Source organism: Streptococcus oralis subsp. oralis, from assembly GCF_000960035.1.
GTDB classification, from domain to species: domain Bacteria; phylum Bacillota; class Bacilli; order Lactobacillales; family Streptococcaceae; genus Streptococcus; species Streptococcus oralis_G.
The window spans coordinates 350,958-373,856 of record NZ_JYGR01000005.1 but is presented as its reverse complement, the minus strand read 5'-3'; the positions used below and the strand labels follow the sequence as shown (position 1 = coordinate 373,856).

The window sequence follows — 22,899 nt, the reverse complement described above, 5'->3', positions numbered from 1 at the left end:
GCTAGTCCTCCTTTCCATGTTGGGATGCATTGATTTCACGATAGACTTGGCTAGTCTTCATCAATTCCTCGTGCTTACCAACAGCTAGGAGCTCACCTTTTTCCAAGAGGAGAATCTGGTCAGCCATCTGAAGTGTCGAAGTCCGTTGAGAAATCAAGATTAAGCTCGTATTTGGCAGATTTTCTCTAATAGCTTTCAAGAGCTTGGACTCGGTAATGGTGTCGAGGGCCGAGGTCGCATCATCTAAGATGAGAAATGGAGCTTGGCGCAAGACTGCACGTGCGATAGACAGCCTTTGTTTTTGTCCACCTGAGAAATTTCGACCTCCTGCCTCAACCAGGGCATCCAAGAGTCCTTCCTTTTCACTGACAAAATCCTTAGCTTGCGCAATCTCCAAGGCCTGCCATAATTGCTGGTCAGATACTTCTTGATTGAAACCTAGAGTCAAGTTGGAACGAATAGTGCCTTTAAAGAGTTCGACTTTTTGAGGCACATAGGCAATCCAAGACCGCCACTGCTCCAAATTACGAGGACTACGTCCATTTCGATAAAGGTCAATACTCCCCTTGTCTGCTGGATAAAGACCAAGTAAGACTTGCACCAAGCTTGATTTACCTGAACCAGTTCCCCCGATGATACCAAGGATCTGCCCTTGATTCATATCAAAGGAAATGTTTCTTAGAGAAGGCTGGGCCGCATCAGGATAGGTAAAGGTTAATTCTTTGACTTGTAAAACCCGATCACCGGTAGCTTGTTTTTGTTCTAATTCTGAAAAAATATCTTCTGGAGCTTCGGTAAAAACTTCCTCAATTCGCTTGGCTGAGATATAGGATTGGTTGAGGGAATTGATCAGCATGGCGAGCTTAACCAATTCCACCAAAATCTGCAAGAGATAGTTGATGAGGGCAATGAGGGCACCTTGACTGAGTAAACCTCCTTGAATTGAAATATAGCCCTGCCAGATGATGACGAGAAGAGTTCCATTAACAATCAGATAGGTCAGAGGTGTTAACAAACTAGACCAGAAACCCGTCTTTTCTTGCAATCTAGCATAAACTTGGTTAAGGGTTTGAAAAATCTGTAATTCTCGTTTTTCTTGCCCAAAGGCACGAATAACTCGCATGCCTTGTAATTGCTGACGCGTTTCCTGAACCAGTTGGTCCGTTTTTTTTCTGAGACTGCTGTAGAGAGGATTGACAAGTCTAGATAACCCGACAATGACAATCGTCAAAATGACAACCATAACTAAAAACCAAAAAGTCAGCTCAGCTGAGATGCGATAGGCCATAAAGATAGCCCCAAAAACAATAATAGGCGCTCGCAAAAAGAGGCGCAGGAATTGATTGATACCAGTCTGAATCTGGTAAGTATCCGAAGTCAAGCGAGTCACCAAGCTAGAAGTTGTCAAACGATCTCTGCTGTCCTTGGGTAAGGAAAGAATATGACGATAAAGGTCGTCTGTCAGTTCTTTGGCAAACCCAACCGCTGCCTTTGCTGAATAAAATTGAGCAATCAAGGCCACTAAAACACCAATCACTGCAAAGATAAGGAGTAGGCCAATCTGCATCCAGAGATGGCCTTGATCTCTCTGAGGCAAGGATTGGTCAACAATCCCAGCAATCACCATGGGAACCAAGAGTTCAAACACAGCTTCAAGTAACTTGAACAAGGGTGCTAAAATTGATTCCTTGATATAGGATTTGAAGTAAGATAGTAAGTGTTTCATAAATCCCTTCTATTCATATTCTAGAAATGAAGAAAGTGGGAAGCCCCACCCTCTCAGTTTTATTTGTTTAAGTAAGGTAATAGATAGCCATATCCTGCTTTTTCCATCTCATCCTTGGCTACAAAGCGCAAGGATGCAGAATTAATACAGTAACGCAGACCACCTAACTCCCGAGGTCCATCTGTGAAAACATGACCCAAGTGAGCATTTCCTGAGCGAGAACGAACCTCGATTCGCTCCATTCCATGGCTCAGGTCCTTGTAATAGTGAATCAACTCCTTAGAAATCGGACGACTAAAACTTGGCCAACCACAACCTGAGGCAAACTTATCCTTAGCAAAAAAGAGTGGCTCCCCTGTCGTGATGTCTACATAAATCCCCTCTTCAAAAGTTTGGTCATAAGAATTACTAAATGGAGCCTCTGTAGCAGCTTCTTGCGTAACACGATAAGACTCTTCAGTTAAGCTTTCCTTTAACACCTCTTGACTAGGCTTTTCATAGTTAGAGGCGTCAATCAATGGCTTATCAGCATCCGTCACATCGATATGACAATAACCTGAAGGATTTTTCTTGAGATAGTCTTGATGGTAGTCTTCTGCTAAAATGTAGTGGCGAAGTTTCTCCACCTCTACTGCAATCTTTCGACCCAGCATGCGTTCTTGCTCCTGAACCACTGTGTAGATAGCCGGCAAGTCTGCTTCATTCTGATAATAGATTCCCGTACGATATTGGCGACCACGGTCATTCCCTTGTTGGTTGATAGATAAGGGATCGATGACACGGAAATAATAAAGTAAAATTTCTCTAAGTGACACTACTTTCTCATCATAAATCACTTGAACAGTCTCTGCATGGTCTGTTTCCTTGAGCAACTGGTAATTGGTTGTTTCGACTTGACCATTTGCGTAGCCAACACTGGTTGCCTGCACTCCAGAAATACGTGAAAAATACTCTTCTAGACCCCAAAAACAACCACCTGCTAGATAAATTTCTGCCATCTTTATTTCTCCTTTATCAAGTTTTTAACCAATACTCTTCGAAAATCTCTTCAAAGCACGTCAGCTTACATCTGCAACCTCAAAACAGTATTTTGAGCTAACTTCGTCAGTTCTATCGACAACCTCAAAACACTATTTTGAGCAACCTGCGGCTAGCTTTCTAGTTTGCTCTTTGATTTTCATTGAGTATAAACTTCTTTTCAAAAAAAGGATAGGAAGCCCTCTGGTCGAGAGTTTCCCCATCCTATCTTCTATTTCTTTACTTTGTTTCGACACGGACACCTTGGGTATCAACTTTCAAATCATGCAGTTTGCCTTTGAAAGACTGCTTTTGCAATTCTGCCTTAATCGCTGGCATCTTGTCGTGAGAAGCCAGAACCATAACTGTCGGCCCTGCTCCAGAGAGATAGGTCGCATAGGCACCATTCTCTTTGGCTACTTGCTTAATCGTCGCAAATTCTCTCACCAAGTCCTGGCGATAACGCTCGTGGAAGAGGTCCCCCTCGATTGCTTGTCCAGCTGTCACCATATCTCCTGCTAACAAGGCTGCAACGGCCACATTGGCGATAGAACTGGCCGCAACAGCTTCCTTGTAGGACAATTTCTTAGGAAGGACACCACGGCTGTCTCGAGTGCGCAATTCATAGTTGGGAATATAAGCTAAAAAATCACACTCTGGGAAATCTGCCACAATCGCCGAAACGTGTCCTTCAACGGAACTCGCAACAACAAGATTTCCATAGATAGCTGGAGCCACATTGTCAGGATGTCCTTCAATCTTAGTCGCCAACTGCAATTTGTCGTGGTTCGATAAGTTGAGATTGCCCAATTGGTTAGCTAGTTCAATACCAGCAACAATAACCGAGCTTGAAGAACCCAAGCCACGCGCCAAGGGAACATCACTGGTCATTTTCAAGCGTCTCGGTTGCAAGTTTGGCGCAATTTGCAAGGCAATCTTGAGCAAGAGATTACGCTCGTCATGGGGAATCCATTTACCAATCTGGTGTTCAATCAACCACTCATCCCGTTCTTCACAGACCTCAATTTGAAGATACTTGGTTACAGCTACACCGACCGAATCAAAACCTGGCCCAATATTGGCACTGGTTGCAGGTACAATAATCTTCATCCTATTCTCCTAACACCTTGAAGGTATTCAAGAGGTCAAATTCTGAAGCTTTGGCCAACTCAGCTGAAACATTCTCAAGCTGCGCTTTATTAATCTTATGAGTGATAATCACTACACGCGCCTTGTCACCCTCTTTGCCATCTTGGAGGATTTGCTTGAAGGAAATATCTTGAGCATTAAAGATTTCAGCAAGTTTCAAGACTTGACCTTTTGAGTCTGGAGCCAAGATTGAGAAGTAATAGTTTGCTTTGACATCTTCTGGATTTGCCAAGACCAAGTCACGGCTATATTCGTTGAAGTCTTTACCAATGGTACCATCATTCAAGCGACGAACGATACGAACAATATCTGCTACAACACTTGTTGCAGTTGGTTTTTGACCAGCACCTGGTCCGTAGTACATAGATTCACCGATGCCGATAGACTCCACAAAGACTGCGTTCATTACACCATTCACACTAGCAAGTGGATGTGCTTTAGGAAGGAAGGTTGGGGTCACTTCTGCCGCAATACCTGAAGGAGTTTCCTCGATAGAACCAACCAATTTCACTACATAACCAAGCTCTTGAGCCACAGCTACATCTTCTGGTGTGATATTGCGGATCCCCTTGTGGGCTACATCGTCAAAGGCAATCTTCATCCCAAAGGCAAATTGGCTCAAAATGACCATCTTGTAGGCTGCATCAATCCCATCCACATCATTTGTCGGATCGCTTTCTGCAAATCCTAGACGTTGTGCTTCCGCAAGAGCATCATCGTAAGACCAGCCTTCTTCCACCATCTTGGTCATCATAAAGTTAGAAGTTCCGTTAACTACACCAAGGACACGAGTGATTTTGTCAGAAGCCAGCGAATTTGCCAAGGTACGAAGAATTGGAATCCCACCAGCAACTGCTGCTTCGTAATAAAGTGCTACCTTATGCTCTTTAGCGATTTCTAACAATTCTGCGCCATGGACAGCCAAAAGGTCCTTGTTAGCAGTAACAACGTGTTTCCCAGCTTCCAAGGCACGAGTGATAAAGGTCTTAGCAGGCTCAATACGCCCCATCAATTCTACTACAATCGTAATGTCTTGATCTGATAAAATATCCTCTACATTGGTTACAAAGTTAAAGTCATTCCCTGCTGCAAGCAAGCGATTCTTTTCATCTTCATCCTTGACCAATACCTTGGCTACTTCAATCTCTGAATGAGCTGACTGGATAATTTTTTCTCCGTTTTCCTTTAGGAGGAAAGGTACGCCACTTGCAACGGTACCAAATCCAAGTAAAGCAATTTTAACTGTCATGTTTGTCTCCTAGAAATTTTCTGATATAGCCATTATAACAGAATTTTGTGAAAATTCCTATCCAAGAAAACCACTATTTATAGATAGAAAAGAAAAAACGAATCATCTGATTCGCCTTTTCTGATAAGTAAAAATTGAATTCTAAAAACTATGAATTAATTTTTTGAAGACCGAACACCGCGTCGTGATTGATTAAGATGTGACCATACTCTTGTAATACCGAACGACTGATATCACTGTCGTCAGCAAATTCACGCATACGAGCCAAGAGCCAGGCTGGATATGGACTAGGATGGTTTTCCACATCAACTAAGATTGTCAAATAGTAGTGCCCATTCATCTTATAGAGTTCAGATGTTTCCATCTGGTAGTTAACCGTCTTTGCAAAAGCAACTAAGTCACCAAGGCTTGAAAAGCGCAGGATATAGTAGATATAAGGTTCTTTCTTACTCTCAGTTTCCTTTTCTGTTTGCTCCAGCTCTTCTTCCTTAGCCTCGACTTGCTCTAGGGATTGAATAGCCTCTATATCATCCTTGGTTTTCTCTGCGATACTCTTTTCTAGTGTCTTGAGAAATTCATCTGGCGACATTTGGGCCAATTCTTCCATGTCTGGTAGATCCGCCAAATCTTCAAAATCCAAATTTTGGTCAATCTTAGACTTGGTCACAAAGACATCCACCTTATCTGGTTTTGGCGTTACACGAAAACTCAACATGCCACTATCCAAGAAATTGTCTGGCATCTCTAATTCATCTAAAATGGCATAGAAAAACTCTTCAGTTTTTTCCTGAGGAACGAGAAAGTCTGCAATCTCCATTCCCCGATCCATCAAATCATCTAAAGTCATCGTGATTTTCAGTGTTGTATCACTAATTTGTTTCATCTTCATATCTAGTAACCTCATACTTTCAGTCTATCTATTATACTAGATTTTTACGATTTTATCAAAAGAATGAAGCGAGAATGTGATATAATACTAGATATGATTTTAGATTTAAGAAAGAAAGTTCAATGAAAAATATAAAAGTCAATGCATTGGCCAGCTTGCTGGTCAATATTCTCAATATCGTTTTTCCTCTGATAACTAACCCTTATCTGACGCGGATTCTCAGCAAATCCAACTACGGTTACTTCAATACCGCCAATACCTGGGCCAGCTTTGTCATTCCACTAGCAGCCTTTGGAATATACAACTACGGGATTCGTGCTATCAGTAAGGTTAAGGACGACAAGAATAAAATCAACTATGTCTTTTCTAAGTTGTTTTATATTTCGGTTTTCACTTCTCTACTGACGACTGGTATCTACTTCCTCTTTATCTTCTTCGACACCAGCATTGTGAACCTGAAAGTCCTTTACTACATCCTAGGAGCTCAGGCACTCTTCCAATTCCTCAATATCGAATGGATGAACGAGGCTTATGAAAACTATGCCTTCATCCTCTACAAGACCTTGATCATTCGAATTGCCATGCTGGTTGCTATCTTTACCTTTGTTAAAACTGCAGATGATATCGTTCCTTATGCCATCGTCATGAGTGCAACCACCATCCTAAACTACCTGCTCAGTTTTCTTTGGATCAAGAGAGAAGTTTCCTTTGTCAAGATTGGTCTTGTGGAATTAATCAAAGCATCTAAACCGCTCTTGACTATGCTTCTCTTAGCGAACGCCAACATGCTCTATACCTTGCTTGATAGAATGTTTATCACCAAGGGACCCGATGAAAACTACATTTCTTACTACACTATTGCTTCCAGCATTGTCATGCTGATAGCCAGTGTCTTAAGTGGGGCTCTCAATGTAAGTATCCCACGTCTCGGCTACTATCTCGGTAAGAAAGACTACACCTCTTATAAGAGTCTTCTGAATCAAGGGGCTGCCCTCTTTTACTTCCTCATCGTTCCAACTAGTATTGGGATTATGGTATTAGGGAACTACGCGGCAGTTATCTACTCTTCTGAAAAATACCTCGAAGCGGGTATTGTGACTAGTGTCTTCGCCTTTCGTACCATCATCTGGGCTATCGAGTTGATCCTTGGTAAACAAATTATCTTTATCAATGACCACGAAAATCGCTTGACTGCCTTTTACTTCCTTGGTGGCGGAGCCAATATCCTCTTCAACTGCCTCTTGTATTTCAATAATATTTTCGCACCAGAGTACTATATCGCTACGACCATTCTCGCGGAGACTATCGTCGTTCTCTTGGAAATTCGCTTTATCCAGAAACACCAACTGATTGATTTGAAAGAAATCTTTGCTACTCTAACACGCTATACTATTGTATCCCTTGGATTCATACCGATTTATTTTGCCTTTAAATTCCTTTTCCAAATCAACTCTTACACAGTCAACTTCAACATGATTCTCATGGTTCTCTCGACTGTTGCGGCTTGTGGTATCTATTATCTCTTGACACTCTTTATCGCCAAAGATAAAACACTCCACTATGCTCTGGACTTAGTACTTGCTAAGCTTAAAAGAAATTAAAAGAACACCCTACTGATAGATAAAAATCTATCAGCAGGGTGTTTTCTTATTTATTCTTTCTTATCAGAAGCATTGGCTTCTGGATTTGAATCTTGTTTTTCTTGTTCAACAAGATTAGAATTTGTTTCTTGTTTCTGTTCTGGCTTGACTGCCTCGCTATTTACAGAAGCAACAGCCTGTTTCCAGATACCTTCTTCGTTTACCTTGTAACCATCAGGTGTTGTTGCGTTCTTCAACAAAGAACCATCAGCTTGGAAATAGTACCAATTGCCATCAAGCTGTTTCCAACCCGTTTGCATAGCTCCGTTTGGACCAAAATAATAGGTCTGAGCATTCACCGTATGAAGACCGACCAACATGGTTCCACTTTCTTTTTCAAGATAATACCACTTGCCTTGATCTTTGATCCAACCCATCTTCATGGCACCACTTGCTTGGAAGTATCGATACTGACCATCAATCCACTTCCAACCTGTCTGCATAGCACCGGAAGTGCTAAAGTAGTACTGTTCACCATTTACTGCATGCAGACCGACCAACATGGTTCCTTCCTTAGCATCTAGATAATACCAAGTGTCCCCATCTTTAAGCCAGCCTGTTTGCATGGCACCTGAAATGGCATAATAATGCCAACTATCATTTACCCACTGCCAACCAACTTGCATGATTCCTGAAGACTTGAAGAAATAGTTCTTTCCATTAATTTCTTGCAATCCGACTGCCATGATACCAATTTCTGGATCCAGATAATACCAAGATTCGCCCGATTTTAACCAGCCCGTCTTCATGGCACCAGAGCTAGTATAATACTGCCAACCCTTGTCCTGCCATTGCCAACCAGTTTGCATGGCACCACTTGCCTTGAAATAGTAACGAGAGCCATTGATTTCTTGATTTCCAGTTAGCATATTGCCGTCTTTATCAAGATAGAACCAAATTTCTTTGTCCTTAACCCAGCCAGTTTGCATGGCGCCAGAGTTCGCAAAATAGTTCCAGTGACCATCAACAAAGACCCAGCCAGTTTGCATAATACCTTCTTTGTCAAAGTAATAAGTTGTACCCTTGATGTCTTTTTTACCAACAGTTAGAATACTATCCTCATCATAATAGTACCAATTTGAGGCAATCTTTTGCCAAGATGATGCTTTTCTTTCCGACTGTAGGGCACCACTACTAGCAAAGAATAGTTTCTTACCATTATAGACCTGAGGACCTGTCAGCATCTTACCTTCTTTGTTAAATAGATATTTCTGACCATCAATTTCAACTAACTGACTGTAACTTCTTGCTCCACTTGATGTGATATAATACCAAGTACCATCTTGATTAAACCAACCAGTATCTTGCATTTGTCCATTGTTGTTCAAATAATACCAGTTACCATCAGTTTTTTCACGAGAGTCGTTCAAATGAAGCCATTTACCTGCCTGCATTTGTCCTTGACCATTAAAGAAATAGTAAAATCCATCAATTCGTTGCCAACCGATAGCCATCTGATTATCTGATAAACGATATTTCCAGTAACCATCTTCTTTATACCAAACCTTTCTTGCCGAAGGAATATCAGGAAAATCATTTGATATGTTGGCGAATCCACGTTGACTGATGTCAAACACAGTTGCATCTTTCGTTTGGCTATAAGCGTGAACAACTTCGATACCATGTTTCTTAAGATAGTCTCTTGTTGTAGCAAGATTAGCATCTGCTGCAGATGTATGAACTACCATACTAGGAGATAGAGAGTCTAAGAAAGGAATCGTGTTTGAAATTTGGGCATCATAATGATGGTTCCATTTCATCATATCGACTTTTCCAATCTCCGGACCTAACTTATCCTCTGCCCCCTCAGCATTATCCAAGTCACCACCCAGATAAATCTTTTTACCCGCTACAGTTACTACAGCCACAAGGGAATTGGAATTATCATCATAGACTCTCTTGAGTTTACCGTCACTGTCATATTCGTTTTTATAGTTATAAAGCTGAATATCCATGTCACCTAAAGTGAAGTGACTGTCCTTCTCAGTAATGTCTTGCACAAGAGTTACGCCACGCTCTAGAGCTGTCTTGACAGCATTGTCATAATTAAAAAGATTGTCCCACAATCGCCATTTTGATGTGATGCGCTCATCTGAGTATCTCTTTAGATAAAATCTGTCTACAGGATAACGTTTAAGAACTTCATCCGCAGATCCAATATGGTCACTATGGACATGGGTTCCTAGAATAAAGTCAAGCTTCTTAATACCGAGCTGTTGCATATGTCTGAACAGTCTGTCTTCTAATACATACTCATTGTTTATACTAATTCCTACACGACTTGGATAACGCGGATTACTGCCATCTGGAAAATCATAGTCTTCACCCATGTCAATCAAGGCATAATGACCATTACTCTCAAGAATGATGGCATCACTTCCTGATACTCCTTTGGTATTGATAAAATGGATTCGGTTGCTTGAAGTATCTGCCTGAACTGCTGGTATAAATAGTCCAGATACGAGCAACAAGAATAGGGAAGTAAATACAAGTGTTTCTTTTATCTGTTTCTTTTTCATCTAAACCACTTCTTTCTTTTGTAGCGGAAACTAGGATGAAAGATTCATCCTGGTAGTAACTTTTCTAGCTTCTTTCCGTCAATATAAGACAAAAAGAGGGAACGAGAAGTCTGATTGTCACACTAGAATAGGGACTAGAGTTAACAAGGAAGAACTTCACCATCCCCTCTTTTCTTGTATTTCTAAGTTTACTTTTTCAAAAGTACTTTAGCCAATTTAGCATCTCTTTGTTTGTAAATTGGATTTTCTTTCCAGTTGTAATGGGTGTTAGGGATTTCAAAATCCTCCCCATACAAGTGACTGATGTATTCTCTTGTATTTTCTGGAACTTTTACTAGAATCTCTTTAAAACTACATTCAGTAAGTGCTGCAAAGGGCAATTCATAGTGGTAGACTTCATATCTTGTAGGATTTCCCAAGGCATTTGTCATGAAGAAAATTGTATCTGAGGAAATCGTATCTCCCTTTTTATCATAGACAATAAAATCAACATTGAGCCCCTTGTAACTATAGGATAATTCTACAAGTTTATCATTGTAATAGAACTCTTTTGTTCTGACAAATCCTTTCTCAAAAAGAACTTTCTCATCCTTTAAAAAGGCTTCATAGTCTGGGATAATAATCCCAAAGTCCATATCTAAATCATGCGGAATCAGATCATTTTCTCTGTAGAAACCAAGTAAAGTTCCAAAATCTAACCAGATATCATAGAATTTCAGATTCGATTGATAGATGGCCTTTAGAATATCTTCAAAATTTTCTTTGAGCAGATTACTTCTCTTGGAATCCAAATCGATATTGGCTTTTTGATTTAAACTTTTGATAATAGGTAGGTTTTTAACCAGGTCTTTCTTATCTCCTAAGAGACTGGCTAAACTTCTTTTTAACCATTGTAACACGTCCTATCCCTCCTTTATGTATGCAAGGAAGTCATCATGCTTCACTCGTTTTTCTAGAGGAGGAATTTCCATAAAATCATCCCCGTAGATGGCAGAAAGGATTTGCTGATAGGCCGCAGGAATTTTGTAAACTCTATCTTCAAATGGACTGTCAATCGTTGTATCCAAGAAGGACTTGTCAAACTTCGTAGAAACTCTTTTGTTCTCCATGAGGTAGTCAATGAAGTCTCCATCTTTTTCTTGCATAGATAGGATGTTCATCTTTTGGTTCCAAGTTTTGACACGAGTCAGACGAAATACAAGGACAAGTATATATCGGACGATATTCTTGAATTTCGCATTCTTATTATGGATGCCATAAAGGGTATAGACTGATAAACGACGGTAAGTATCCAGTTTTACCATGTCTTTGTTAACATCAGCATAATAGTCAAATGGGAAAACGTCCACACAAATTCCTAAATCAATATCATTGTCGATATAGTTGTTATCATAGACTGTTCGCGCATCATAGACTCGATAAAATGGGTAAGGGTAGCGAGCGTCATTTTCCCAGGAAACCACTTTGTAGACAGGGTCATTATCTTGCAAAATAGCTTGATACAATTTGTCGTATTCATCGCGTTTCAAAGAGATATCAATATCGTCATCCCAAGGAATGTAACCCTTGTGTCTCACTGCTCCCAGCAAGGTTCCATAAGCCAATGAATAGTTGATATTCTCTTTTTGACAGAGATTGTGGATATAATCCATGACACCTAGTTCAACTTCTTTGATTTCTGCTTCGTCTAGCTTTCTGTAGCCATCTCTTTTTTTATAGAGAACAGAAAAATAGTAACCTGAAATCACAAACAAGATACAACCCTGTAGAGAAATTCCATAGAAGGTTGAACTCAAGAACAAGTTAGAAATGAGAATAACAACAGTCATCAACAGAATGGTGATTAATTCATGATTGTGGCGACCTTCTTGAAGGTCTTTTTTATATTTCTTAAGACTTGAAATGATGAAGGAAAGCATAAAGATAGCCATAGGGATAAAACCTGTGATACCATCATAGAATAACAACTCAAGGTAGCCGTTGTGAGTAAGATAATGTTGTTTGATGATATAGGCTGAAGCATCATATTCTTTACCTAACTCATACCAATTTCCACCTGAATATCCAAACAGAGGACGTCTAGGGATAAAGGAAGCTGTTGACTGCCAAATGGCAAAACGGTTATTGGAGATATTCTCCTCACTGGTGTCAGTTCTCTCAAGAGAAAGATTGTTGTCTCCATTTTGTCCGTTTTCTCGGTTCTTTTGGATTTGAGCTGAGTGAGTTTTTAAGTAAATGTCACTACTATATTTGATACCATTATAGCCAACAAATACCAATCCTACTATTACTAGAACAGTAAGAAGTGACTTGCTTTTTTTAGTCCAGTTAGCCGTCATCAAAGCATATAAGAGGGCAACTACTAGCAAACAGATGTAGGTTGTTCTGGAACCAGACAGTACAATGTAAGCAAAATTAAGCAGAATCGATGAAATAGCCAGAGTTTTAAGGACTGGCTTGTAGATTGACAAGCGCATCCACAAGTAAATAACCACCATCAGAGAAATAATAGAGAGATAGTTGGGACTGGCTAGAATACCAAATAGACGAGATTCTACAAATCCTTGGCGGATCAATAACCCCTTGTAATCAAATACGCGGTAACCCTGCAACATGAAGAATTGCCAAATTGATACAAGTACACCTATAGTATTTGCAACAGTGATAACTGAGAAGAAGACTTCAAAGAGGGCACGTGCTTTTTTCACAGTAAAAGATTGAAAGACTGGATAGATTGCAAAGAAATAGATGAAAAAGACAACTAAGTTCTTTATGTTTGTTGAAAATCCATATTTTACAACTAAGACCGCAGTCAGGATATTCATTAGAAAAAAGAGAATCAAATACTCAATTTTTCTGACAGTCAGATAGGCTTTTTTGATAAAGAAATTATAAAGTCCCAACAAAACGCCCATGAGGGTCATGCCAAGAGTGACAAATTTATTGGCCGAAATCGACTGAAGTGGGACAATCAAGCCTGCCATACAGTAAAAAGATATAACTGATAAAAACAGCAGATTGATTTTAAAATAGTTTTTTTCAATAAATGAAATCATTGTTTCTCCTAACTCTTAGTTTGTGCAAGCAAGATTTTCGTATACAATTTTCGACTCAGGCACAAAGCTAAAAAGCTCACTTTTCTTGCTCTTGTAAAACGGCTATCTGAAAAAATGTTCTTTGTGTTTTTCTTCAGATAGGCAATCAAACGGTCTTCTAAGACCCTATCCTTGAAATCTGCATCAACCAAGAGCCTATCCAATACATAGAAGTAAGCCCAGTTTAAACGCATGGTTGCAACATCTGCCAGTTCAGGATAATTCTCTCTGATAATATCGGCGTTTTGCTCATAAGCCTCAATAACATTTAAGAATTTCAAGGAGAATTTTTGAGTCGTGATACTATTTTCACGGTGAACATAGTAGTATTTCTTCTCATTTGTTGCGACAACCTTGCGACAGTGATGAATCAAGGCAATCATGATAAAGGCATCTTCTGCTATTTTGCCAATTTCAAATCGTAGGTGTTCAAAGAGTTCTTTTTTATAAAGTTTGTTGACAGCTGTGACAGAGAGAATTTTAGCTTCCATAACCATTTTAATGGCTTCTTGGGGACTTAATTCCCAGGTCTGAATCGCTGCAACTTGCTTTTCTGGAATTTGGTGATAGACATCATAATGTCCACACATAGAAAGATCAGCATTGGATTCTAGCATTTGACGGTAAAGGGTCTCATACATATCTTCGTCAATATAGTCATCACTATCGATAAAACCAATCAAATCAGAACTCGCCTCATCAATCCCTCGATTTCGAGCGTCAGACAAGCCACCGTTTTCCTTGTGAATGACACGAATCCGTTGATCTCTTTGAGCTAATTGATCACACAGTTCTCCACTAGTATCCGTTGAGCCGTCATTGACAAGAAGAATTTCCAAGTTGGTATAGGTCTGTTTTAAAATGGATTCGACACACTTCTCCAGATAGGCTTCTACATTGTAAACTGGAACGATAACGCTTATTTTTTCTCCCATCATGCTCCGTATTCTCCCTTGTACTCTGTGTAGCTCTTGTCCATGTCTGCTATAATGGCGTCATGATGCGGTACTTGCTTGTCCGCTGGTGGCGGTGTCATATAATCCCCAAAAGCAGTGCTGAGATAGGCATCATAACCGACTGGGATGGGCATCTCAGTTCCTTCAAATGGCAAGAAAAGATTGTCTTCAAAAGATGCGATTGGGTATTTGTTTCGCATGTAGCCAGGACCTGAGCATAATTCCGTAATTCCATCGCTCTCAGCCAGACCATACTTGGTCATTTCTTTTTCAGCTTTTTTCCAAATGCGATAACGTAGAGATTTTGGAGTCAGGCCGAGTAAGATACGACTTCCCCATTTCATGACTGCACCATGCTTTTCTGGGATAGTTTGCGCACAAAAGAGTGAGTAAATCAGGGCCCAACGAACTTGTTTCTTACGCTCAGCTGGATTTTTAGGATAATAATCCAAAGGTAAAACATCCAAGGCCAAACCGTGTGGCAAATCCAAATCCTTCTGATAAGGCTTGATACAAGTGGTTTCCTTATCACGAATGGTAATAAAAAGGTTACGGTCTACAAAATCTTTGTTACTCTTTGACAAGAAATAACGCTCGTCTGCATAACGTGGCCACAGCTCTGCTAATTTTTCATAGTCCTTACGTGGCATGAAAAAGTCCAAATCATCATCCCAAGGAATGAAGCCCTTATTACGAAGGGCGCCAATGGCTCCTCCACCACAGAGATAGCACAATAAATCATGTTCTTTACAAAATGCGACGAAATATTCAGCCATTTCCAGACTACGAGCCTGAATCGCTTTCAAATCACTCATGTCTCTCCTCTTCTGTCCAATAACGAGTTATATCGTTTTATTATACCATAAAAAAGCCCTAAAAATCCATCAGATACTAAGAAAAATCAAAGCCTAAACCACTTTTTCACTAGTGATTCAAACTTTGATTTTTTTATAGTATTCTATCTCATTCCCATTTGGGCGAGTTTGGTCTGGTATTTATTTTGATCAACTAGAAGTCCTTGTCCACCATAGATATCATAAGCATCTACCCAGTCACCAAGTTCGGGAACAGTTAATCTTTCGATACCATTCTGAGCGCCTTCAATGACAGATAAACCATTGGTCAACAAGAAGCTATACGGTAAATTGGTCGAAGTCATCGCAAAGACTTTTCCAAGTGCCTCTGATCCCGTAAAGAGCTTGGTTGGATCTTTGATTTGCTCAAGAACTGCTGACATGACTTGTTGCTGACGTTTGGTACGGCCATAGTCTCCCTCATCATCATCACGGAAGCGAGCGTAGTTCAGCAAGGTGGAGCCATTCATCTGCTGTTTTCCAACTTTGATGGTTTGAGTTGGGGACTCTGTCTCTGTTGCATGAAGGTCATCTCCAACTGTGGCTTCTGTTAAAGGTTGACCATTCAATGTTGAGAATTGGGCATCAATCGTTACTCCGTCAGGGAAGAGGGTATCAATAGCTGTTGCAAAGGCCTGGAAGTCGACCAGAGCATAGTACTTAATATCCAAATCAAAGTTGTCTTTTAGAACCTTGCGAACCATTTCAGCCCCTTTTTGCCCTTCTTGTTCCCCAAGTTCATAGGCAACATTTAGTTTGTTATCCATCTGTTTCTGGCCATTTACAATCTTACTGTACCCGTCGATATAAACTAAGTTGTCACGCATAAAGCTGACTAGTTTAATCTTCTTATCCGATCCACTGACATTCAGCACCATGATGGTGTCAGTACGAGTCTCCGAACTATTTTGACCGATACGGCCATCTGTCCCCATGACTAAAATATTCACACCATCTTTGGTATCCTGACCGTTAAAGACCTCTACTTGAGCTGCCTTGGCGTCAGCTGGCTTATTTGTTGGATTGGCTGCTGACTGGAACCCTCTAAGAAACATAAAAATCATCCCTGCAAGCACACAAGTAATCAACAGCAGGAACCAAGTCAGTATTCGTTTGAAGCGAATTCTTCTCTTTTTCTTTTTGACTTTAGGTTGAGGAGCTACCTTTTCACGTTTCTTAGACCGGCTTCTACTGCCGTAGGTCGGAAGATCAATATCTCTACCCCAAGTTTCTTCTTTTTCTTCTTGGTGGAAATGGTGAACTTCAGACTTGGGACCTGCCATTTTCTGTTGCAGATAATCAAATTCCCTCCGTTCACGGTCGTTGAGGTAATGGATATTTTTGAAGAGATAGTCATAACGTAACTGCTCGTGATGACTTAAAGGATTTTCTTTGCTCATTGACTCTCCTTTTCTATATCAGTTATGGTAAAAATCGGGTAGGTTCCCAGGATCTTGTGCTGGATTCCAATAGCTTCTAGTTCTTGTCTTGCAAAATGAACCAGTTCTTTGTCACTATAGTCTACATCGATAATGAAAAAGTATTCTCCCAAGGCTGTTTTAAGGGGGCGACTTTCAATCTTTGTTAAGTCAATCCCTCTCCAAGCAAAAGTCGAAAGTGCCTTGTAAAGAGCACCAGGTAAGTTGTCTGGTAAGGTCAAGGCCAAACTCATTTTTTCAGCTTGTGAGTTCAAAGGAACCTTCGGAATCTCTGCACCTAACACCCAAAAACGTGTGAAATTGGCTTCCATTTCCTGAATATCCTCTGCAATTAATTCCAAGCCATATTCTTCAGCTGAACTTTTAGGAGCAATGGCTGCATAAGGCTGATCTGGATGTTCCGAAATAAAGCGAGCTGCATAGGCGGTACTGGCTGTTATCTCAATTTTAGCCTCTGGGTAGTGTTTGTCGATGAATTTCTTTCCTTGAGCTAAAGCCTGAGGATGGGAAAAAATTTTCTCAATTTTTGACTGACCTGGAATCACCATCAACTGCTGGTGAATAGGCTGGACGATTTCTGCAACTGCTTGGATGCGAGCCTGGTGAAAAAGGTAATCCAAGCTTTCATGAACACTACCTTCAATGGAGTTTTCAACTGGTACCACAGAATAGTCCACCAAGCCCTGTTCATAGGCCTTGATGACATCTGTGATATTGGCAAAAGCCTGCAATTCCTCTTTGGGAAAAGCTGTCTGCACAACATGATGCGAAAAAGATCCCTTGGGACCTAGATAGGCAATTTTCATCTCAGTTCCTCTATAATTTCCTCTGGGCTTAACTTGGTCACATCCAAAACCCGACTGGCTACTTCCTCATACCAAGCTTGTCTTTCTTGGAAAATAGCTGCCAGTTCTTCCTTGCTTTTGTTAAGAAAGAGCGGGCGTTGATTGTCCTTATCAGCTGCGATACGTTGGTAGAGGGTTTCAAAATCTGCTTTTAGGTAGATGTTATTAGGATTGGTTTTGAGCAAGTCACGATTTCTCTGAGAAATGATAACTCCTCCGCCAGTTGACACAACTCGGTCCGTTTTTAGTAAGTCAGCTAGGACTTCTGACTCTACTTGACGAAAGGCCACTTCTCCTTTTTCAGCAAAGAAATTCGCAATGGACATGCCCAAACGTTCCTCGATTAAGGCGTCCATATCAATGTAGTCTGGGTTCAATCCTCTAGCGATTGTCGACTTGCCTGCCCCCATAAATCCGAGTAATACCTTAGCCATGAATCAAGCTCTCCAAATCATCAAAGAAGCTAGGATAGCTGGTATTGATGGCTTCAGCACGGTCAAGCTCGACTTCTCCATCTGAAACCAAGAGGGCAGCAATGGCTGTCATCATCCCGATACGGTGGTCACCAAAGGTATTGACTCTCGCACCATGAAGGGAGGATTTCCCTTTGATAACCATTCCATCTGCTGTGGGAGTGATATCCGCACCCATGCTATTTAAGGCGCCAGCCACCACCTGAATGCGGTCAGTTTCCTTGACCTTGAGTTCCTCAGCATCCTTAATAACCGTCACTCCTTCTGCTTGGGTAGCAAGCAGGGCAATAATCGGCAACTCATCAATCAAGCGTGGAATCAAGGCTCCACCAATTTCTGTTCCTTTTAAGTCAGAAGACTCAACAGTTAGGGTTGCAGATTTTGCGACTGGATCGATTTCAGTTATTTCCAATTTCCCACCCATAGCACGAATGACATCAATAATACCAGTACGCGTTTCATTGATGCCCACATTCTGCAGTACTACACGAGAGTTTGGAACAATCAAACCAGCGACCAACCAAAAGGCTGCACTGGAAATATCTCCTGGAACAACTACCTTTTGTCCGATCAGTTTTTGTGGTCCTTGAACTGTGATTTTTTTGCCATCCACACTTAAATGACCACCAAATTGCTGAAGCATATCTTCGGTGTGGTTGCGAGTACATTCTTTCTCGATAATAACGGACTCCCCCTGAGCCTGCAAGGCTGCAAATATCAAGGCAGACTTGACTTGCGCAGAGGCGATTGGCAACTCATAGTGAATCGGTTTTAAATTTTTCGTTCCTTTTAAGCAAAGAGGAGGCAGGTCTCGCTCTGTTTGCCCCGAAATGCTGACACCCATTTTTTTCAATGGAATCGTCACACGGTCCATAGGACGTTTAGAAAGACTATCATCTCCAAACATTTCTACTTCGAAGTCTGCACCAGCCAGGACACCTGAAATCAGGCGAATCGAGGTGCCAGAATTCCCCATATCCAAGGCGTTTTGCGGAGCTTTTAAGCCATCCATGCCTACACCTTGAATGGTAATAACCCCATCTTTATCCTCAATTTCAACACCAAGGTCACGAAAAACCTGCATGGTTGAAAGTACATCCTCTCCACGCAGAATATCATAAACTTTAGTTTCTCCCTCAGCCAAACTTCCAAAAATAATCGAACGGTGGCTGATAGACTTGTCACCTGGAACCCGGATACTGCCATGTAAGTGGCGAATGTTTGTTTTTAGTTTCATAGTTGACCTCATACTTGCAATACTTTTTCTTATTTTATCACAAAAAAGCCAGAAATTCCTGAAATTTCTGGCTTTTATACAGATAAAATACTATTTCAATAATTCTGAAACAGGTTCAAAGACAATTTTTTCAATGTCCGAAAGATAAATGGACAATTGTTGCTGTTTGGCAAAGAAATCTGACAAAAGAGCGTTCTCTTGGATTTGTTTGCTGAAAGACTGCATCTTTTCTTGGAAAGAGGCGTCTGGCATTTGTCCCGTTTGCGCCATGACTTGAATTTCTTGCTGGAAAGCGAGGTAGTCTGCAAAAATCTTGCTAGCTTGTTCATCAGCTTGGATGGCATCTTTGGCTGCCTTAACTGCCTTGTATTCTGATAATTCGCGTAACCCGCGACTAAGTTCATTTGCACTATCGTAAATATTTGACATGATTTTCTCCTTATTTGATGACGACTGTGTAGTCCGTATTTTCTGTAATTAAGCGCTCAGCTCGTTCCAGATCCTGAGCATTTTTAAATGAAATCTGCAGAATCCCGTGAACATCTTCACGGTTTTCTTCGTTGATGTGGATATTAACCAAAGAAGTCCCACGAAGTAATTCCAGAATCCGCAAGATAACATCTTCTTCATCGGGAACATCGACATAGAGGTCATAAGAACTATCCACACCACCACGTTTATGAATTTCCATGGCCTGACGTTGCTCACGCGCTTGGTTGAAAAAGTTCCAAATCTGCTCTTCTTCCCCCTTGCTAATAGCCTGACCAATCTCATCTAAACGGTCCTTGAAATCCTCAATCCGCTCTAGGATGGTCTCGCGATTGGACAAGAGAATGGAAGTCCACATACCTGGTTCACTCTCTGCAATCCGGGTCATATCTCGAAAACCACCCGCCGCAAAGCGCCTTGTCATCTCATGTTCTTGAGCATAGACAGCTGTTTGCTCCATGAGACCTGATGCCAAGATATGTGGAAAATGACTAATCTGTGAAGTCACTCGATCATGCTCCTTGGCATCAATCTCGATAAAACGAGCATGAAGGCCTGAAAGCAGATCCTTCATTTCCTCAAGTGTGTCAGGACTTGTCAGGCTCGATGGTGTGAAGATATAATAGGCATTTTCAAAAAGATTAACATCCGCAGAAGCAGCTCCTGTCTTGTGGCTACCAGCCATGGGATGGGCCCCGACAAATCGAACAGACTTGCCAGTCAAATATTCCTCCGCTGCATCCACAATGGCTGACTTGGTCGAACCAGCATCTGAAATAATGACGCCTTCTTTCAAATCCAAGTTAGCCAACTCCTTAATGAAAGCAATGGTTTGTTTGATTGGCAAACTGAGGATAATGATATCTGCCAAAGGAGCAAAACTGGCAAAATCATCCGTTGCACGGTCAATCATGCCTTCTTTCAAGGCGATATCTCTCGAAGCTTGACTGCGATTATAACCTAAAATTTCATAATCTGGATGATCACGTTTGATACCAAGGGCCATAGAGGCACCAATCAAACCAAGACCTGCGATATAGACTGTTTTTGCCATAGGAACTCCTTAATAGTTCTTTGTATAGTCTCGGTGCTTGGCAACTGCCTCTTTTAACTCCTCTAGATTATCTGATGAGAATTTTTCGAGGATTTCTTGTGCCAGAACCGTTGCTACAACGGCTTCCATAACCACTCCTGCAGCTGGAAGAGCGGTCGGATCACTTCTCTCCACGGTTGCCTTGTAAGGTTCGTGAGTTTCGATATCCACACTCATAAGTGGTTTGTAGAGAGTAGGAATGGGTTTCATGACGCCACGAACAACAATGGGTTGCCCATTAGTCATACCACCCTCAAAACCGCCCAGATTGTTAGTACGGCGAGTATAACCGTCTTCTTTAGACCAGAGAATTTCATCCATAACTTGGCTGCCCTTACGGTAACCAGCTTCAAATCCAAGACCAAATTCCACCCCTTTAAAGGCATTGATAGAAACAACTGCTTGGGCCAATCGCGCATCCAATTTTCGGTCCCATTGAACATAGGAACCAAGACCAACTGGAACGCCTCCGACGACTGTCTCCACAACTCCACCGATGGTATCACCGTCACGTTTGATTTGGTCAATATAGTCCTTGATTTCCTGTTCCCGCTCTTGGTTGACAATAGAAACTTCAGACTGGGCAGCTCGTTGCTTGATTTCAGCCACGGTCAGATTTCCAGGTACATCTATTTCCTTGCCACCAAAGACCACGACATGGTTGGCAATCTCCATATCTAGCTCAGCCAAGAGGCGTTTGGCTACTGCTCCAACTGCTACTCGCATGGTTGTTTCACGAGCTGATGAACGCTCCAAAGAATTTCGCAAATCGTCAAAACGGTACTTAATGCCACCAACCAAGTCGGCATGACCTGGCCGAGGATGAGTGATTTTCCGTTTGCTTTTAAGGCGGTCTTCAATGTCCTCAGCAGACATGATATCCAGCCATTTTTGGTGGTCTTTATTGACGACATCCATGGTAATGGGAGCCCCTGTTGTTTTCCCGTGGCGAACGCCCGATGTAAAGACAACCTGATCACTCTCAATTTTCATACGACCACCACGACCATATCCACCTTGACGACGTTTCAAATCTTCATTGATGGCCTCTGCTGTCAAAGGAAGTCCAGCAGGAATTCCTTCAATAATAGCCGTCAGACGGGGTCCGTGTGATTCTCCCGCAGTTAAATATCTCATAGGCTCTCCTTATTTTACCAAGTAGTCTTTCATCTCTTCCAGAGAAACTGGATGAATAGTCGCCGAACCAAGCTCTGGCACCAAGACCAATTTCAAGGTGTTCCCACGCGCTTTCTTGTCATGAGTCAAAGCCTGATAAAGCTTGTCAACATCCCAGTTTTCATAGTCAACTGGCAAACCAAATTTCTGACACATAGCTGTGATGGACTGGGTTATTCCTTCTGGCATAAGACCTTTTTCCTCAGCAACCTTGGAAATCTGCACCATCCCCATGGCCACGGCCTCACCATGCATGACTTTGCCATAACCGGCCGTTGCTTCAATGGCATGACCAATAGTGTGCCCAAAATTGAGGTAAAGACGAACACCGTTATCCAACTCATCTTCAACCACCATCTTCCGCTTAACCTGACAAGAATGTTCAATCAAAGTCTCTGCATGCTCCAGAATGCTCTCTACAGAACCATCCAGCTCCGTCAAGAGAGCCCAAAGTTCTGGATCCTCAATCAAGCCATACTTGATAACCTCACCCATCCCTTCAATCAACTCCCTTTTTCCGAGTGTTTCAAGGACCAGCGGGTCAATCAGAACCCCATCTGGTTGGGCAAAAGTTCCCACCATATTTTTAGCAAATGGAGTATTGACACCCGTCTTTCCACCGATAGAAGAATCTACCTGGGCTGTCAAACTAGTCGGAATCTGAACAAAGTGAATCCCACGCATATAGGTAGAAGCTACAAAGCCAGCCAGGTCCCCAACGACACCACCACCAAGGGCCACAATCCCATCGCTACGAGTCAACCCCTGCTTAACTAGAAACTCATAGACTTTCTGAACAGTAGTTAAATTCTTTCTTTCTTCACCTTCTAAAAAGTCAAAAACAGCTACCTGAAAACCAGCATCTTCTAGGCTGAGTTTAACCTTCTCTGCATAGAGAGAAGCTACATGGTTGTCGGTTACAATGACCACTTTTTGCGGTTGCCAGAGTTCTCGCAACCATTGACCAGCCTGAGCCAGACAACCTTTTTCAATCTGAATATCATAAGGATGATGCGGAATATCGATTCTGATTTTCATAGGAGGGTCTCCTTT

Annotated in this window: 19 protein-coding genes; 1 reads left to right on the top strand and 18 read right to left on the bottom strand. The window is 41.5% G+C overall.

Annotated features, from left to right (window positions below; translation table 11 throughout):
• Position 1: 1 nt before the first annotated feature.
• From TZ92_RS04945 to mecA, 5 genes are all read right to left on the bottom strand, one after another.
• Positions 2-1,726, bottom strand: coding sequence for an ABC transporter ATP-binding protein (locus tag TZ92_RS04945; RefSeq protein WP_033629522.1), 1,725 nt, complete (start codon positions 1,724-1,726; stop codon positions 2-4).
• Positions 1,727-1,785: 59 nt separating this feature from the next.
• Positions 1,786-2,724, bottom strand: coding sequence for a peptide-methionine (R)-S-oxide reductase MsrB (gene msrB / locus TZ92_RS04940; protein ID WP_033629521.1), 939 nt, complete (start codon positions 2,722-2,724; stop codon positions 1,786-1,788).
• Positions 2,725-2,983: 259 nt separating this feature from the next.
• Positions 2,984-3,853, bottom strand: coding sequence for a homoserine kinase (gene thrB, locus TZ92_RS04935; RefSeq protein WP_033629519.1), 870 nt, complete (start codon positions 3,851-3,853; stop codon positions 2,984-2,986).
• A gap of 1 nt (position 3,854) precedes the next feature.
• Positions 3,855-5,141 (bottom strand): homoserine dehydrogenase, encoded by a 1,287-nt coding sequence (locus tag TZ92_RS04930; RefSeq protein WP_033629518.1) that lies wholly within the window; start codon positions 5,139-5,141, stop codon positions 3,855-3,857.
• 148 nt (positions 5,142-5,289) lie between these two features.
• Positions 5,290-6,030: an adaptor protein MecA gene (mecA, locus tag TZ92_RS04925; protein WP_033629517.1), complete on the bottom strand. Its 741-nt coding sequence runs from the start codon at positions 6,028-6,030 to the stop codon at positions 5,290-5,292.
• Positions 6,031-6,152: 122 nt separating this feature from the next.
• Here mecA and TZ92_RS04920 point away from each other — a divergent pair, with 122 nt between their 5' ends.
• Positions 6,153-7,631, top strand: a complete 1,479-nt coding sequence (locus TZ92_RS04920; protein WP_033629516.1) for an oligosaccharide flippase family protein — start codon at positions 6,153-6,155, stop codon at positions 7,629-7,631.
• Positions 7,632-7,681: 50 nt separating this feature from the next.
• Here TZ92_RS04920 and TZ92_RS04915 read toward each other — a convergent pair whose 3' ends face one another.
• The 13 genes from TZ92_RS04915 to aroB all read right to left on the bottom strand — a co-directional run bounded on the left by TZ92_RS04915 (position 7,682) and on the right by aroB (position 22,884).
• Entirely contained in the window at positions 7,682-10,189 is a 2,508-nt protein-coding gene (locus tag TZ92_RS04915) for an MBL fold metallo-hydrolase (RefSeq protein WP_033629515.1), read from the bottom strand.
• A gap of 188 nt (positions 10,190-10,377) precedes the next feature.
• Positions 10,378-11,088, bottom strand: a complete 711-nt coding sequence (locus TZ92_RS04910) for a LicD family protein (RefSeq protein WP_033629514.1) — start codon at positions 11,086-11,088, stop codon at positions 10,378-10,380.
• Between the two features lie 3 nt (positions 11,089-11,091).
• Positions 11,092-13,245 carry a LicD family protein gene (locus tag TZ92_RS04905; RefSeq protein WP_033629513.1) on the bottom strand — a complete coding sequence of 718 codons (2,154 nt, stop codon included), beginning with the start codon at positions 13,243-13,245 and terminating at the stop codon, positions 11,092-11,094.
• A gap of 8 nt (positions 13,246-13,253) precedes the next feature.
• Positions 13,254-14,222, bottom strand: a complete 969-nt coding sequence (locus TZ92_RS04900) for a glycosyltransferase family 2 protein (protein ID WP_198921208.1) — start codon at positions 14,220-14,222, stop codon at positions 13,254-13,256.
• Positions 14,219-15,055: a LicD family protein gene (locus TZ92_RS04895; protein WP_001281444.1), complete on the bottom strand. Its 837-nt coding sequence runs from the start codon at positions 15,053-15,055 to the stop codon at positions 14,219-14,221. The genes TZ92_RS04900 and TZ92_RS04895 overlap by 4 nt, the downstream gene beginning before the upstream one ends.
• Positions 15,056-15,198: 143 nt before the next feature.
• The gene (locus TZ92_RS04890) at positions 15,199-16,494 is read right to left on the bottom strand and encodes an LCP family protein (protein WP_033629512.1); all 1,296 of its coding nucleotides are present in this window, start codon (positions 16,492-16,494) and stop codon (positions 15,199-15,201) included.
• Entirely contained in the window at positions 16,491-17,339 is an 849-nt protein-coding gene (gene pheA, locus TZ92_RS04885; RefSeq protein ID WP_033629511.1) for a prephenate dehydratase, read from the bottom strand. Before pheA ends, TZ92_RS04890 begins: the two co-directional genes overlap by 4 nt.
• Positions 17,336-17,812 (bottom strand): shikimate kinase, encoded by a 477-nt coding sequence (locus TZ92_RS04880; RefSeq protein ID WP_033629510.1) that lies wholly within the window; start codon positions 17,810-17,812, stop codon positions 17,336-17,338. Before TZ92_RS04880 ends, pheA begins: the two co-directional genes overlap by 4 nt.
• Positions 17,805-19,088, bottom strand: coding sequence for a 3-phosphoshikimate 1-carboxyvinyltransferase (aroA, locus tag TZ92_RS04875; protein WP_033629509.1), 1,284 nt, complete (start codon positions 19,086-19,088; stop codon positions 17,805-17,807). The genes TZ92_RS04880 and aroA overlap by 8 nt, the downstream gene beginning before the upstream one ends.
• A gap of 90 nt (positions 19,089-19,178) precedes the next feature.
• Positions 19,179-19,517, bottom strand: a complete 339-nt coding sequence (locus TZ92_RS04870; RefSeq protein WP_033629508.1) for a YlbF/YmcA family competence regulator — start codon at positions 19,515-19,517, stop codon at positions 19,179-19,181.
• A 10-nt stretch (positions 19,518-19,527) separates the two neighbouring features.
• Positions 19,528-20,631, bottom strand: a complete 1,104-nt coding sequence (locus TZ92_RS04865) for a prephenate dehydrogenase (protein WP_033629507.1) — start codon at positions 20,629-20,631, stop codon at positions 19,528-19,530.
• 9 nt (positions 20,632-20,640) lie between these two features.
• Positions 20,641-21,807 carry a chorismate synthase gene (aroC, locus tag TZ92_RS04860; protein ID WP_033629506.1) on the bottom strand — a complete coding sequence of 389 codons (1,167 nt, stop codon included), beginning with the start codon at positions 21,805-21,807 and terminating at the stop codon, positions 20,641-20,643.
• Between the two features lie 9 nt (positions 21,808-21,816).
• Entirely contained in the window at positions 21,817-22,884 is a 1,068-nt protein-coding gene (gene aroB, locus TZ92_RS04855; protein ID WP_000702135.1) for a 3-dehydroquinate synthase, read from the bottom strand.
• Positions 22,885-22,899: the final 15 nt, after the last annotated feature.

What these genes read in the sequence shown, in the direction of transcription:
- TZ92_RS04945 (WP_033629522.1), bottom strand. Translation starts at nt 1,726, where the DNA reads ATGAAACACTTACTATCTTACTTCAAATCCTATATCAAGGAATCAATT.
- msrB (WP_033629521.1), bottom strand. Translation starts at nt 2,724, where the DNA reads ATGGCAGAAATTTATCTAGCAGGTGGTTGTTTTTGGGGTCTAGAAGAG.
- thrB (WP_033629519.1), bottom strand. Translation starts at nt 3,853, where the DNA reads ATGAAGATTATTGTACCTGCAACCAGTGCCAATATTGGGCCAGGTTTT.
- TZ92_RS04930 (WP_033629518.1), bottom strand. Translation starts at nt 5,141, where the DNA reads ATGACAGTTAAAATTGCTTTACTTGGATTTGGTACCGTTGCAAGTGGC.
- mecA (WP_033629517.1), bottom strand. Translation starts at nt 6,030, where the DNA reads ATGAAGATGAAACAAATTAGTGATACAACACTGAAAATCACGATGACT.
- TZ92_RS04920 (WP_033629516.1), top strand. Translation starts at nt 6,153, where the DNA reads ATGAAAAATATAAAAGTCAATGCATTGGCCAGCTTGCTGGTCAATATT.
- TZ92_RS04915 (WP_033629515.1), bottom strand. Translation starts at nt 10,189, where the DNA reads ATGAAAAAGAAACAGATAAAAGAAACACTTGTATTTACTTCCCTATTC.
- TZ92_RS04905 (WP_033629513.1), bottom strand. Translation starts at nt 13,245, where the DNA reads ATGATTTCATTTATTGAAAAAAACTATTTTAAAATCAATCTGCTGTTT.
- TZ92_RS04900 (WP_198921208.1), bottom strand. Translation starts at nt 14,222, where the DNA reads ATGATGGGAGAAAAAATAAGCGTTATCGTTCCAGTTTACAATGTAGAA.
- TZ92_RS04895 (WP_001281444.1), bottom strand. Translation starts at nt 15,055, where the DNA reads ATGAGTGATTTGAAAGCGATTCAGGCTCGTAGTCTGGAAATGGCTGAA.
- TZ92_RS04890 (WP_033629512.1), bottom strand. Translation starts at nt 16,494, where the DNA reads ATGAGCAAAGAAAATCCTTTAAGTCATCACGAGCAGTTACGTTATGAC.
- pheA (WP_033629511.1), bottom strand. Translation starts at nt 17,339, where the DNA reads ATGAAAATTGCCTATCTAGGTCCCAAGGGATCTTTTTCGCATCATGTT.
- TZ92_RS04880 (WP_033629510.1), bottom strand. Translation starts at nt 17,812, where the DNA reads ATGGCTAAGGTATTACTCGGATTTATGGGGGCAGGCAAGTCGACAATC.
- aroA (WP_033629509.1), bottom strand. Translation starts at nt 19,088, where the DNA reads ATGAAACTAAAAACAAACATTCGCCACTTACATGGCAGTATCCGGGTT.
- TZ92_RS04870 (WP_033629508.1), bottom strand. Translation starts at nt 19,517, where the DNA reads ATGTCAAATATTTACGATAGTGCAAATGAACTTAGTCGCGGGTTACGC.
- TZ92_RS04865 (WP_033629507.1), bottom strand. Translation starts at nt 20,631, where the DNA reads ATGGCAAAAACAGTCTATATCGCAGGTCTTGGTTTGATTGGTGCCTCT.
- aroC (WP_033629506.1), bottom strand. Translation starts at nt 21,807, where the DNA reads ATGAGATATTTAACTGCGGGAGAATCACACGGACCCCGTCTGACGGCT.
- aroB (WP_000702135.1), bottom strand. Translation starts at nt 22,884, where the DNA reads ATGAAAATCAGAATCGATATTCCGCATCATCCTTATGATATTCAGATT.